General features: G+C 60.9%; 11 protein-coding genes. 10 read left to right on the plus strand and 1 reads right to left on the minus strand.

Annotated features, from left to right (window positions below; genetic code table 11):
* The first annotated feature begins 336 nt into the window (after positions 1–336).
* The 6 genes from rpsL (at position 337) to AC1DD5_RS02750 (ending at position 9,371) form a co-directional block, all read left to right on the plus strand.
* Positions 337–711, plus strand: coding sequence for a 30S ribosomal protein S12 (gene rpsL, locus AC1DD5_RS02725; protein ID WP_009358312.1), 375 nt, complete (start codon positions 337–339; stop codon positions 709–711).
* A 1-nt stretch (position 712) separates the two neighbouring features.
* A complete protein-coding gene (gene rpsG / locus AC1DD5_RS02730; protein ID WP_003803829.1) occupies positions 713–1,183 on the plus strand; it encodes a 30S ribosomal protein S7 in 471 nt (156 codons plus the stop codon).
* A 69-nt stretch (positions 1,184–1,252) separates the two neighbouring features.
* Complete coding sequence (fusA, locus tag AC1DD5_RS02735; protein WP_431115948.1) at positions 1,253–3,367, plus strand: elongation factor G; 2,115 nt, start codon at positions 1,253–1,255, stop codon at positions 3,365–3,367.
* Positions 3,368–3,599: 232 nt separating this feature from the next.
* Entirely contained in the window at positions 3,600–4,790 is a 1,191-nt protein-coding gene (gene tuf / locus AC1DD5_RS02740; protein ID WP_223933983.1) for an elongation factor Tu, read from the plus strand.
* A 158-nt stretch (positions 4,791–4,948) separates the two neighbouring features.
* Positions 4,949–9,220 carry a hypothetical protein gene (locus tag AC1DD5_RS02745; RefSeq protein WP_477520557.1) on the plus strand — a complete coding sequence of 1,424 codons (4,272 nt, stop codon included), beginning with the start codon at positions 4,949–4,951 and terminating at the stop codon, positions 9,218–9,220.
* A 25-nt stretch (positions 9,221–9,245) separates the two neighbouring features.
* The gene (locus AC1DD5_RS02750; protein WP_442018331.1) at positions 9,246–9,371 is read left to right on the plus strand and encodes a hypothetical protein; all 126 of its coding nucleotides are present in this window, start codon (positions 9,246–9,248) and stop codon (positions 9,369–9,371) included.
* 26 nt (positions 9,372–9,397) lie between these two features.
* On the opposite strand, the gene AC1DD5_RS02755 is transcribed toward AC1DD5_RS02750, so the two are convergent.
* Entirely contained in the window at positions 9,398–10,831 is a 1,434-nt protein-coding gene (locus AC1DD5_RS02755) for a GH1 family beta-glucosidase (RefSeq protein WP_442018332.1), read from the minus strand.
* A 385-nt stretch (positions 10,832–11,216) separates the two neighbouring features.
* Here AC1DD5_RS02755 and rpsJ point away from each other — a divergent pair, with 385 nt between their 5' ends.
* The 4 genes from rpsJ to rplW are packed head-to-tail and all read left to right on the plus strand — an operon-like array spanning position 11,217 to position 13,117.
* Positions 11,217–11,525, plus strand: coding sequence for a 30S ribosomal protein S10 (rpsJ, locus tag AC1DD5_RS02760; RefSeq protein ID WP_003803825.1), 309 nt, complete (start codon positions 11,217–11,219; stop codon positions 11,523–11,525).
* 17 nt (positions 11,526–11,542) lie between these two features.
* Entirely contained in the window at positions 11,543–12,193 is a 651-nt protein-coding gene (gene rplC, locus AC1DD5_RS02765) for a 50S ribosomal protein L3 (protein ID WP_026539807.1), read from the plus strand.
* A gap of 4 nt (positions 12,194–12,197) precedes the next feature.
* Positions 12,198–12,815, plus strand: coding sequence for a 50S ribosomal protein L4 (gene rplD / locus AC1DD5_RS02770; protein WP_431115944.1), 618 nt, complete (start codon positions 12,198–12,200; stop codon positions 12,813–12,815).
* Positions 12,812–13,117, plus strand: coding sequence for a 50S ribosomal protein L23 (gene rplW, locus AC1DD5_RS02775; RefSeq protein WP_011775593.1), 306 nt, complete (start codon positions 12,812–12,814; stop codon positions 13,115–13,117). Before rplD ends, rplW begins: the two co-directional genes overlap by 4 nt.
* Positions 13,118–13,128: the final 11 nt, after the last annotated feature.

Here is a 13,128-nt window from a genome sequence, read left to right on the forward strand (position 1 = left end):
GGCTGAAGGACGGGCCCCGCACTCTTGAGTGCGGGGCCCGTCCTGTCATTGGAACGCCATACACCCGATTAAGGCCTCAGATCAAGCCGTGCTAGAATTTTGGTAATTGTTCTGTGTGGCAGTGGATGAAGGCCGCCGCAGCATCATTTTGGTTTTGTTCTCATGGTGCTGGGTGGAGCCTGTTTCCGGGTTGCGGGCAACATGCGCAACGAATGCCGCACTTTTGCACGCCTACCGGAGTTTCGGCCGGCCGCATGAGCAACGCCAAAGTTCCCACGTTTACACTGGCTGGCGCCTGTGTGTGGGGGCAGAGATCAAACAACGGAGAACACGAAAGTGCCTACGATTAACCAGCTGGTCCGCAAGGGCCGCACGCCTAAGGTCTCCAAGACCAAGGCTCCCGCGCTGAAGGGCAGCCCGATGCGCCGCGGTGTTTGCACCCGCGTTTACACCACCACCCCCAAGAAGCCGAACTCGGCTCTTCGTAAGGTGGCACGTGTGCGCCTCAACGGTGGCGTTGAAGTTACCGCTTACATCCCCGGCGTTGGCCACAACCTCCAGGAGCACTCCATCGTGCTCGTCCGTGGTGGTCGTGTGAAGGACCTTCCGGGTGTCCGCTACAAGATCGTCCGCGGCGCACTCGACACCCAGGGTGTCAAGAACCGCAAGCAGGCCCGCAGCCGTTACGGCGCAAAGATGGAGAAGAAGTAATATGCCTCGCAAGGGTCCGGCCCCGAAGCGGCCGCTAGTTTCCGATCCCGTTTACGGCTCCCCGTTGGTCACTCAGCTGATCAACAAGGTTCTGGTTGACGGCAAGAAGTCCACCGCAGAGCGCATCGTTTACGGTGCCCTCGAAGGTGCACGTGCCAAGTCCGGCGGCGACCCCGTTGCTGCCCTCAAGAAGGCCATGGACAACGTCAAGCCTTCCCTCGAGGTGCGTTCACGCCGTGTTGGTGGCGCCACCTACCAGGTTCCGGTTGAGGTCAAGCCGGGTCGCTCCACCGCCCTCGCCCTGCGTTGGCTCGTGGGCTACTCCAAGGCCCGCCGCGAGAAGACCATGACCGAGCGCCTCCAGAACGAAATCCTGGATGCCTCGAACGGTCTCGGTGCCGCTGTCAAGCGTCGCGAAGACACCCACAAGATGGCCGAGTCCAACAAGGCCTTCGCACACTACCGCTGGTAAATCCTCCCGGGCGCCGTCGGCTCAACCGAGCCGGCGGCGAACGTGTAGTCCATCCGAAAGGGAGACCCCGTGGCACAGGACGTGCTTACCGACCTTAACAAGGTCCGCAATATCGGCATCATGGCCCACATCGATGCCGGCAAGACCACCACTACCGAGCGCATCCTGTTCTACACGGGTGTGAACCACAAGATCGGCGAGACGCACGACGGCGCCTCGACGACCGACTGGATGGAACAGGAAAAGGAACGCGGCATCACCATCACGTCTGCCGCCGTGACTTGCTTCTGGGACAAGAACCAGATCAACATCATCGACACCCCGGGCCACGTTGACTTCACGGTTGAGGTTGAGCGCTCCCTGCGCGTCCTCGACGGTGCTGTCGCAGTGTTCGACGGCAAGGAAGGCGTGGAGCCGCAGTCCGAGACTGTATGGCGCCAGGCTGACAAGTACAACGTTCCGCGTATCTGCTTCGTCAACAAGATGGACAAGCTGGGCGCTGACTTCTACTTCACCGTAGACACCATCATTTCCCGCCTCGGTGCCAAGCCGCTGGTCATGCAGCTGCCCATCGGCGCTGAGAACGACTTCATCGGTGTCGTTGACCTCCTCGAAATGCGTGCCCTGGTTTGGCCTGGCGACGCAAAGGGTGACGTCACCATGGGCGCTTCCTACGAAGTGCAGGCAATTCCGGCGGACCTCCAGGCCAAGGCTGAAGAGTACCGTGCACAGCTCGTAGAGACTGTGGCCGAGGCTTCCGAAGAGCTCATGGAGAAGTACCTCGAAGGTGAAGAACTCACCCTTGAGGAACTGAAGGCCGGCATCCGCAAGATGACCATCAACTCCGAGCTCTACCCGGTGTTCTGTGGCTCTGCCTTCAAGAACCGCGGCGTACAGCCCATGCTTGACGCTGTTGTCGACTTCCTGCCGAACCCGCTCGACGTCCCGCCGATGATCGGTCACGATCCCCGCGACGAAGAGAAGGAACTCACCCGCAAGCCCTCTGCTGACGAGCCGTTCTCGGCCCTCGCCTTCAAGATTGCGGCGCACCCGTTCTTCGGTCAGCTGACCTTCATCCGCGTATACTCCGGTCACGTTGAGGCCGGCGCCCAGGTGGTCAACTCCACCAAGGGCAAGAAGGAACGTATCGGCAAGCTGTTCCAGATGCACGCCAACAAGGAAATGCCCGTTGAGGGCGCTACTGCCGGCCACATCTATGCAGCCATCGGTCTGAAGGACACCACTACGGGTGACACCCTGTGTGATGCCAACAACCAGATCGTCCTCGAGTCCATGAGCTTCCCGGAGCCCGTGATCTCGGTTGCCATCGAGCCGAACACCAAGGGTGACCAGGAGAAGCTCTCCACGGCCATCCAGAAGCTCTCCGCTGAGGACCCGACCTTCCAGGTCTCCCTCAACGAAGACACTGGCCAGACCATCATCGCCGGCATGGGCGAGCTCCACCTGGACATCCTGGTGGACCGCATGCGCCGCGAATTCAAGGTTGAGGCGAACGTTGGCAAGCCGCAGGTTGCTTACCGCGAAACCATCAAGCGCGCTGTAGAGCGTCACGACTACACGCACAAGAAGCAGACCGGTGGTTCGGGTCAGTTCGCAAAGATCCAGATCGCGATCGAGCCGATGGACACCTCTTCCGGCGAGCTGTACGAGTTCGAGAACAAGGTCACCGGTGGCCGCGTTCCGCGCGAATACATCCCGTCCGTTGACGCTGGTATCCAGGATGCACTGAACGACGGCGTCCTGGCCGGCTACCCGGTTGTTGGCATCAAGGCCACGCTGATCGATGGCGCGTCCCACGATGTTGACTCCTCGGAAATGGCGTTCAAGATCGCCGGCCGTATGGCTTTCAAGGAAGCTGCACGCAAGGCGAACCCTGTTCTGCTCGAACCGCTGATGGATGTTGAGGTCCGCACACCTGAGGAATACATGGGTGATGTTATTGGTGACCTGAACGCCCGCCGTGGCCAGATGCAGTCCATGGAGGACGCAGCAGGTGTGAAGGTTATCCGTGCACACGTTCCGCTGTCCGGCATGTTCGGTTACATTGGCGACCTCCGTTCCAAGACGCAGGGTCGTGCCGTGTACTCCATGACGTTCAACAGCTACGCGGAGGTCCCGAAGGCTGTAGCCGACGAGATCATCCAGAAAACCCGCGGCGAGTAATCTCCCGGTAACGGATGCAATTCCGGTTCCGGGAAGGCATCTCAGCGTGAGTGGCGGGGCTGCGGCGAAAGTCGCGGCCCGGCCCCCTGCGCGAACAGGCTCTAGGAACTAGTATTGGTTCCTGAATCTGCAATTTCACCAAAACCAAGCCCCCAAGTAGACTTGCTAAAGTTTCTGCCGCGAAAAGCGCGGCCGAGGAGCACTTCACTTGAAATCGTTCTAGGAGGAACCTGTGGCAAAGGCAAAGTTCGAGCGGACTAAGCCGCACGTCAACATCGGCACCATTGGTCACGTTGACCACGGTAAGACGACGCTGACTGCCGCCATTTCCAAGGTGCTGTACGACCAGTACCCGGACATCAACGAGCAGCGCGACTTCGCGTCCATCGACTCTGCTCCGGAAGAGCGCCAGCGCGGTATTACCATCAACATCTCCCACGTGGAGTACCAGACCGAGAAGCGTCACTACGCACACGTTGACGCCCCCGGTCACGCTGACTACATCAAGAACATGATCACCGGTGCTGCCCAGATGGACGGCGCAATCCTCGTGGTTGCCGCAACCGATGGTCCGATGGCCCAGACTCGTGAGCACGTTCTGCTCGCCCGCCAGGTTGGTGTTCCCTACCTGCTGGTCGCACTGAACAAGTCGGACATGGTTGATGACGAAGAACTCCTCGACCTCGTCGAAATGGAAGTTCGTGAGCTCCTGAGCTCGCAGGGCTTCGATGGCGATGAAGCTCCGGTTGTTCGCGTTTCCGGTCTGAAGGCTCTGGAAGGCGACCCGGTTTGGGTCAAGTCCGTCCAGGACCTGATGGCAGCTGTCGACGAGTCCGTTCCGGACCCCGTACGTGACCGCGACAAGCCGTTCCTGATGCCGATCGAAGACGTCTTCACCATCACCGGCCGTGGCACCGTTGTTACGGGCCGCGCCGAGCGTGGAACCCTCGCCATCAACTCCGAGGTCGAGATCGTTGGCATCCGCCCGATCCAGAAGACCACGGTTACCGGTATCGAGATGTTCCACAAGCAGCTCGACGAAGCATGGGCCGGCGAGAACTGTGGCCTCCTGCTCCGCGGTCTCAAGCGCGACGACGTCGAGCGTGGCCAGGTTGTCGTCAAGCCGGGTTCCATCACCCCGCACACCGACTTCGAGGCCAACGTCTACATCCTTTCCAAGGACGAAGGCGGACGTCACAACCCGTTCTACTCGAACTACCGCCCGCAGTTCTACTTCCGTACCACGGACGTAACCGGCGTTATCACCCTGCCGGAAGGCACGGAAATGGTTATGCCTGGCGACAACACTGAGATGACCGTTGAGCTCATCCAGCCGATCGCTATGGAAGAGGGCCTCGGCTTCGCTATCCGCGAAGGCGGCCGCACCGTTGGTTCGGGACGTGTTACCAAGATCATCAAGTAGTTTCTACTTGTAGGTCGGCAAAACTTCCGGCATTGTCGGTAGCGAGCTAAAGAAGAACCCCATCGCTTATGTGGTGGGGTTCTTCTTTGCTATCATTTATCTATCGATTGGATTAATGCCGTGCAGGCCTTGCGCCCGGCTTCACCGTAGGAGCTTCCATGCTGGGATTCTTGACAACAGGCCTTGTGCTGCTGCTTTTGGTCCTTATTGGTGTCATTGGCTACGCACTGGGCTTGGTGCGGGGCCGACGGGAAGGGGCCCGCTCGACGCCGGCTGTCAGAATCGACGACGCCGCTACTTATCGTGCGGGGTACCTCGCCGGCCATCTGGCTGGGTGGGAGGACGCGCGAGGGCAAAGCCAACGGCCCAAAGTGCGGCAGCGACCGGCTGCTGTACAGCAGCCGGCTCCAGTACAGGTACCGCCGGCAGTACAGGTAGCGGCGACAGCGCAGCAGTTGCCGACAGTACAGCAATCGCCTGTGGTACAGCAGCAGATGCCGTTCCAGCCGGCAATCATTCCTCCTGGGTTTCAGCAGACCGTGAGGATCGCTGCGCCAGTCGGGGTGCCGCCGTCGAGCAGTCGCGTGCCCGCTCCACAGGGAAATGTGGTTCCTACGCAACAACAGCCACCATTCCAGCCGACGCTTCCCAAGCCTGAGAGCCCGGAAGCGGTGGCGGCTCGGAAGGAGAAACGCGACCGCCAAAACATCAACATCACCTTGTACGTCGCGAGTCTCTTGCTTGTTGCCGCCGGCGCCTTGTTCGTTGGAACCAGCCTTCCCGAGGTTCTACGGTTTGTGGCTATTTGGGCCATCACCATCTTGTTCTATGCTTCAGGACTCATCATCCAGCGAAGGGTGCCGCGGCTTCGCCCGGCAGCCATAGCTTTTACCGGAACGGGGCTGGCCCTCGTCCCGGTTACAGGCCTGGCCATGTATAACTTTGCCCTTCATCACGGCCCCATGGCCTGGCTGGTCACTTCGTTGCTGGGAACTGCTGCCTACGTTTACGCCGCGCTGCGCCTCGATAACAAGGTGCTGGCGCTGCTCTCGCTCACCTTCGTGGTCTCCACGGCATGGTCCGGAGTCTCAGTGCTTGGCGGGGCCTTGGTCTGGTACTTTACGGCGCTGATTGGCGTTGCCATTCTCTTCACGCTCGGAGCGCTGGTTCGCCCTCGGTGGCTACCTCCGCTCTATCTCCGTCCTCTGGTGATGCTGCATCCGTTTGTCGTGCCTTTCGTGGGGCTCGCGGTAAGCATGACGCCCAACTTCCTGGCCAAGGGGGAGTACCCCATGGTCATGCTGATGTGCGGGCTGTACTTTGCAGTGATGGTGCTTGTGCCGTCAGGCCAGCAAGCGCCGTCAGGCCAGCACCGATTGCTCAATATCTATGGTGCCCGCGTCGCCCTCACCTTGGCAGTGTTGGGTCTTGTGTGGGATGTATCTGCGGATTCCAGCCACGTGGTTCTGGCTGGAATCCTCTGCTTGGGGGTCCAATCGGTTGGAGTCGCCTTCGGCGGAAAACGCTTGCTTCCACGAACGTGGTGGTACGACGCCGTCTCGTGCCTCGGGCTGCAAACTGTTGCGGCAGTTGTGCTCACGGTCATGCTTGGCGTGGGAACTTTCCAGCTTCCAGAGTTTGTGCCGCTCTTCATCGCGATGCCGACCGCCATGGTGCTGGGTTGGAAGCTGGGCGAGGGGGCAGAGTTCATACCCGCCGCCATACTTGTCGTGGCAGCACCGTTCGTTGGGTTGCTGGGTGCGTGGCCCGTGACCGGGCTGCTAGTTGTCGCGGCCCTCTATTGGTTCCTTCTGGGAGCAATCAAGTCGAGGCCACTTCGACATGTCTACGTCCTGGCTGGGCGGGTCGCTCTTACGTTATCGGTAACGGCGTTGGCTGCCGGCGTTTTCGCCGATCATCCGTACAGGTCTTCCTACACGTTGTTCGCTTTCGTGGCGGCATGTGCCGTACAGCAGCTGGTGAGTGCCTTGCTTGAGGCCAACGGCGTTCGCGCCGTGGGAGGGCAGGCGTCCACAGCGGGATTCGGCGGGGCGGCGATGGCAGGTCTCCTTGCTTTGCCCATTTTCGACGGCACATCGGGGCGGCCCACCGTGGCAGTTGCTGTGGGGGCGGTGGTTGCAGCAGGTTTGGTTTCCGGCTGGTTGGCGTTCCCTCAGGGCCGGGACCGTAGTTGGTCCGGCTGGCGCCCCACAATGGGGGAGTTCCTGGCTCCGGCCGCCGCTACGGTGTCAGGCGTCGTGGCGGGGGTTGCTGTGTCGCGGACACTGGCCAACGTGGTTCTGTTGGCCGCTGTCATCTACTTCTGCGCCACAGCCCTCCGGTTGCGTGCTTCCCTGCATAGGCAAAGCTACTGGTGGTTGGCGCGCGCCGCGGGAACCGTGTTGGCTGCCTCGGCCTACTACGACGCAACGAAGGACGCCGGCTTCCAGATTGCCGATGAAGAGGTTGCCGTTGGCCTCATTGTCATTGTCGTTCTTGCCCTGCAGCTGATCCTGCCGCTGCGTGCGGGTTATCTTGCGAAGTCCCTGGGGCCTGCCATTATCGATGCTGGAGTGGTGCTTGCCGGGATGGTCCTGTGCAGTATGTTCCTCACCTTGGGCGGGGCTTCGGGGGTTCTCGAGGGCTGGCAGCCAGGTGCGGGTGCCACCATTACGGCTCTGGCGGCCGTGGCCATCAGCACGACGCTTCGAGCCCACAAACTGGGATGGTTGTTCGCTCCTGCGGCGATGGTTCTGCTGTTGGCCCTCCGGCTTGGAAATGTCAGGGATCTGGAACTCCTGCTGGGCATCTTTACGGCATACAGCGGCTTCATGGTTGCTGTGACCGGCCAGCGCCTGGCCCGCGGTGGATACCTGTTGGCTGTGCGCATTCTCTCCGGGGCCTTGGTCACGCTGGTGGTGGCTGACTTCACGGAGTCGGCTGCGGCTACATCTGTCGCTGTCGCGCTGATCCTTATCCTGCAGTTGCCAGTGCAGTTGTTTGTGCAGTCCTTCCTCCAGAGGCGACACAGCGACGACCCGTTCCAGAAGGCAATGGTTTGGGCAATTCCAGGCGCACAGCTTCTTCTCCCACTGGTCTACTTGCTCGCAGCAGATTACGACGGCGGTGGCCGTTGGGTGCTTCTCGCGGAGTTGGCATTCGTGCCAGTAGCGGCCGCGATCGCGTGGCGCACCTTTGGCGCCCGGGGAGCGCAGTACTTCGGGATCGCTGGACTCACGGCAGGAGTGATCACGGCTGGACCCTCCCTGGGCTTCCCAGCAGATACGTGGTTGTATCAGCCGTTGCTGGACAAGTACCACGTGCCATGGGTGCTGCTGGCGCTGGCAGTGGCTGCCATCGTTGCCAGGGCAGTTTTCCCGCCCCTGAACGCGAGGCAGGTCATGACTGGCGGGGGTTCAGCCGCAGATGTGGCCGAACGGTTGCTGTGGTTGATTACGGCACTTACCTTCACCGCTGCTGGTGGCTTGTTGGCTATGACGACGTCACTGTCGCTTTGCGGTTTTGCCGTACTGGTTCTGGCGTCGGTGCTGTTCGCCGCCTCGCACTTTGAGGGGATGCCCTCCCTCTATGCCGCTGCCGCGCCCGCCGCGCTGGTTGGTGCCGTGGCCGCCGTCGACGGTTTGCTGGATGGTCGGGAGCTGACTGCCTGGGACTCCTTCCTGCCATGGTTGATAGGCGCAGCGGGAACCGGGGCTGCGATGTATGTGGTCCGCAGGCTGGGCGGCCCCTTCATCGCCTCACAACCTTGGCGGCGGAACGCCCTTGCGGCAACGTCGGTCACGGGGCTTGGAGTAGCTGCGGCCGTTGGCCTGGGGCGGGACCAAACCTCGCTGGTGGGTGCCACCCTCATCCTGGTTTCCGGAGTGTTGCTGGTCATCGAGGTCACAGACGGCAAGAGGCTGGCCGGAGAAATCACTGCTGTGGCTACGCTCGCCGGGTTCCAACGAGCGCTTCTGTTTGTGGATGGCAGCTCGCCGGATTGGTTTTGGGCGGCACAATGGTACGTCGTCGCCGGGGCGGTTATGGCAGGGGCGCGCTACTTGGACCGGCAACGTTCTGAGGGACAATTGCGGCTTGCCTTCACAGCAGGGCTGCTGTCCTTGACAGCCGTGGGGACAAGTTTCATGGGCACTTCATCCCAGCAGATATACGTCCTCGTGGCCCATGCAGTGCTCTTGGTGGCCGGGCTTCTCCTGGCTGAGCGCATGTTCGTGTGGTGGGGGGCCGCTGGTGTGGCCGCCAGCGTCATGTGGGCGCTTCGCAGTTACGCGTTCGCCATGCTGGCGATCGTTGCCTTGGCCCTGATCGTGCTGGCCATATGGCGGCTGAACCGAAAACCGCCGGCAATCGACGGCAACAACCCGACAGAGGAACGCTCGGCAGCATCCAGTCAGGATGGAATCCGCTAACGTTGAGCTCAATGAGAGGAGCACCATGGAATTTCTGATTTTCCTTGCCATCATCGCGGTGATCGGCGGCGGAGTGCTGTGGGGTCGCAAGTACTTCCGGAACGAAATTGACCGCGCCAAGCGCATCAACCGCGCCAACAAGAACAAGTAGGTGCATGCGGAGTTAACCCACCTGGGCTAGGGTTCCCGGTGGCGTGCCCGGCCCAGCGCCCGGTACCAGTAAAAAGAGTCTTTGGGTGTGCGCTCCAAGGTGTCGAAGTCCACATGCACCAAGCCAAAGCGTTGCGAGTACCCAGCCGCCCACTCGAAGTTGTCCAGGAGTGTCCACACGTAGTAACCGCGGAGTTGGACGTCCTCGGCGATGCCGCCGGGCCCTGTAGCAGTCAGCGCGTGGCCAAGATGCTCCGCAAGGTAGCTGATCCGGTTATGGTCCTGTATGGGCCCATCAACGTGCGAAGGCTCCGGAAAACTGGCCCCGCCTTCGGTGATATAAACCGGCGGAAGGGCCTCGCCGTAGCGGTCCTTCATCTCGCGGAGCAGTACTGCCAAATGCTCCGGCGCCACTGGCCAGCCGAATCCGGTTGTTTCATACTCCTGGTAGGCGGCAAGGTGGAACGGCACTTTCGTCATTTCGACGGCCGTGCCTGTGGGGATCTCCGCCGGTCCTCGCCCTGCGGCAACCTTGATCGGGTAGTAGTAATTGAGCCCATAGAAGTCCAGCGGCTGACTGATCAGCTCAAGGTCACCATCCCGGATGGTCCCCAATGACCGGAACCAGGGTTTCATGGGCAAAGGTGGCCTGGGGTACTGACCCAGCAGGACGGCGTCAGCATAAATGCGGTTGAGGAGCAGATCGAAGGACTGGGCCATCAAACGGTCCGAGAGGCTGTTGCTCGCTGGGCGGACGGGGGAGTGCATATTGGAGATGCCAATCTGCCCTTTCACTCCGGCCTCACGCAGGGCCCGCACTGCCAATCCATGGCCCAATAATTGGTGATGGGCGGCCGGAAGTGCATCGAACAACAACTGGCGGCCTGGGGCGTGGACGCCCAAAGCATAGCCCTGGAGCGTGACGGAAACTGGTTCGTTCATGGTGACCCAGTGCTCCACACGGTCCCCAAAGCGCTCCGCTGCAGCGCTGCAATAGACAGCAAAGCGTTCCGCTGTATCCCGATTCATCCAGCCGCCTGCGTGCTCAAGTTCCAGAGGAGTATCCCAATGGAACAGGGTTGCCATGGGCGAGATACCGGCAGCAAGGAGTTTGTCGATCAAGCGATCGTAGAAGTCCAGCCCGCGCTGGTTGATTCCACCTTTGCCGCCGGGCTGTATCCTTGGCCAGGACAAGGAGAAGCGGTACGAGTCGATGCCCAGTTCCTGCATCAGGGTGATATCTTCGTGAGCACGGTTGTAGTGATCGCACGCAATGGTGGGGGAGTCGCCATCGACGATTGCCCCCGGCTTCTGCGCGAATGCATCCCAGCCCGAAGGTCCCCGCCCATCAGCGGTTACAGAACCTTCAATCTGGAAGGCGGCGGCCGCCACTCCCAGCGTGAACCCTGGACGTAGGCGCGCGGCCAGATCTTCCACGGAACCCGTATCCTGGGCGGTCATTCCACTATCATCCACAGCGCGTGGCGGCTGTGGCAATGCCCGACCGGGCCCCGATTGGTCTTTGGCCTTTATTTCCGCCATACTGGATGAGTTGTTCAAGCGCTTCTTCGTGTCCCGATCCGGATAATGCCGGGTGTCAGGGTCCAGGCTGAAGCCCAAACATAACCCTGAACCCCATGGAATGCGGTCGAGTTTGCGTGAAAATCGCGACACGCCCGACCGCGGGGGTCGGTGCGCCGGTAAGTTGAGGAACCCGGAATGATCCGGATTCAGCTTGTGCGGCGTGTGGTGGTACAACCTCAAACGCTTCGGCGGCCACGCCAACAGGTAAGTAAACAGAGCAGCCCTAACTAGAGCAGCACTAGCTGAAAGAGAGTCAGGCGACATGGCGGGACAAAAAATCCGCATCCGGCTGAAGTCATATGACCACGAGGTCATTGATGTTTCAGCGCGGAAGATCGTTGAGACGGTCACGCGCGCAGGCGCAACGGTAGTCGGCCCGGTGCCGCTTCCGACGGAGAAGAACGTGTACTGCGTTATCCGCTCTCCGCACAAGTACAAGGACAGCCGTGAGCACTTCGAAATGCGTACTCACAAGCGTCTGATCGACATCATCGACCCCACGCCGAAGGCTGTTGACTCGCTTATGCGTCTCGACCTGCCTGCAGACGTGAACATCGAAATCAAGCTCTAGGGAGGTGCTGAGAGACTATGACCGCAACCCGTAACGTAAAGGGCCTGCTGGGCACGAAGCTCGGCATGACCCAGGTCTGGGACGAGAACAACAAGCTCATCCCGGTAACTGTCGTCCAGGCTGACTCCAACGTCATCACCCAGCTGCGTAACGCAGAGGTAGATGGCTACGTCGCCGTCCAGATCGGCTACGGCCAGATCGACCCCCGCAAGGTCACCAAGCCGCTGGCTGGTCACTTTGAAAAGGCAGGCGTAACTCCTCGCCGCCACGTTGTCGAACTGCGTACCGCAGACGCCGCATCCTACGAGCTGGGCCAGGAGCTCTCTGTTGAGATCTTCGAAGCCGGCCAGAAGATCGACGTCGTCGGCACCTCCAAGGGCAAGGGCTTCGCCGGTGTTATGAAGCGTCACGGCTTCCACGGCGTTGGCGCTTCCCACGGTGCCCACAAGAACCACCGTAAGCCTGGCTCCATCGGTGGCGCATCCACCCCGAGCCGCGTCTTCAAGGGCCTGAAAATGGCCGGCCGCATGGGCGCCGAGCGTCACACGACGCTGAACCTCACGGTTCACGCTGTTGACGTTGAGAAGTCGCTGCTCCTTATCAAGGGTGCCGTCCCCGGTGCCCGCGGCCAGGTCGTACTCGTACGCACCGCCGTGAAGGGAGCCTAGTTAGATGACTAGCACTGTCAAGGTAGACCTGCCTGCAGAGATCTTCGACGTCCAGACCAACGTGCCGCTGCTGCACCAGGTCGTCGTCGCGCAGCTCGCTGCTGCCCGCCAGGGTACCCACAAGACGAAGACCCGCGCCGAGGTTTCCGGTGCAGGTCGCAAGCCGTTCAAGCAGAAGGGCACCGGCCGCGCCCGTCAGGGTTCCATCCGTGCTCCTCACATGACCGGCGGTGGCGTTGTCCACGGTCCGACCCCTCGTGACTACAGCCAGCGCACCCCCAAGAAGATGAAGGCTGCTGCTCTCCGCGGCGCCCTGTCTGACCGCGCCCGTAACGGTCGCATCCACGTCATCGCTGAACTGGTTGCCGGCTCCAAGCCGTCCGCCAAGGAAGCATTGGCTTCGCTGCGTGCAGTCTCCGAGCGCAAGAACCTGCTCGTTGTTATCGAGCGCGCCAACGACGTCGCTGCACTCTCCGTGCGCAACCTCGCAGATGTTCACGTTCTGTACGCAGACCAGCTGAACACCTACGACGTTCTCGTTTCCGACGACGTGGTCTTCACCAAGGCTGCTTTCGAGGCGTTCGTCGCTGACAAGGCTAAGAACGAGGAGGCCTCCAAGTGAGCGTAACCACCATCAAGGACCCGCGCGACGTCGTGCTTGCACCCGTCGTATCGGAAAAGAGCTACGGTCTGATCGACGAAGGCAAGTACACCTTCCTGGTGGACCCTCGCTCGAACAAGACCGAGATCAAATTGGCCGTTGAGAAGATCTTCTCGGTCAAAGTTGACTCGATCAACACCATCAACCGTGCCGGTAAGCGCAAGCGCACCAAATTCGGCTGGGGACAGCGCAAGAGCACCAAGCGTGCAATTGTCACCCTCAAAGAAGGCACAATCGACATCTTCGGCGGTCCGCTCGCGTAGCGGAGACCACT

The organism is Paenarthrobacter sp. 10L420, from assembly GCF_056395385.1.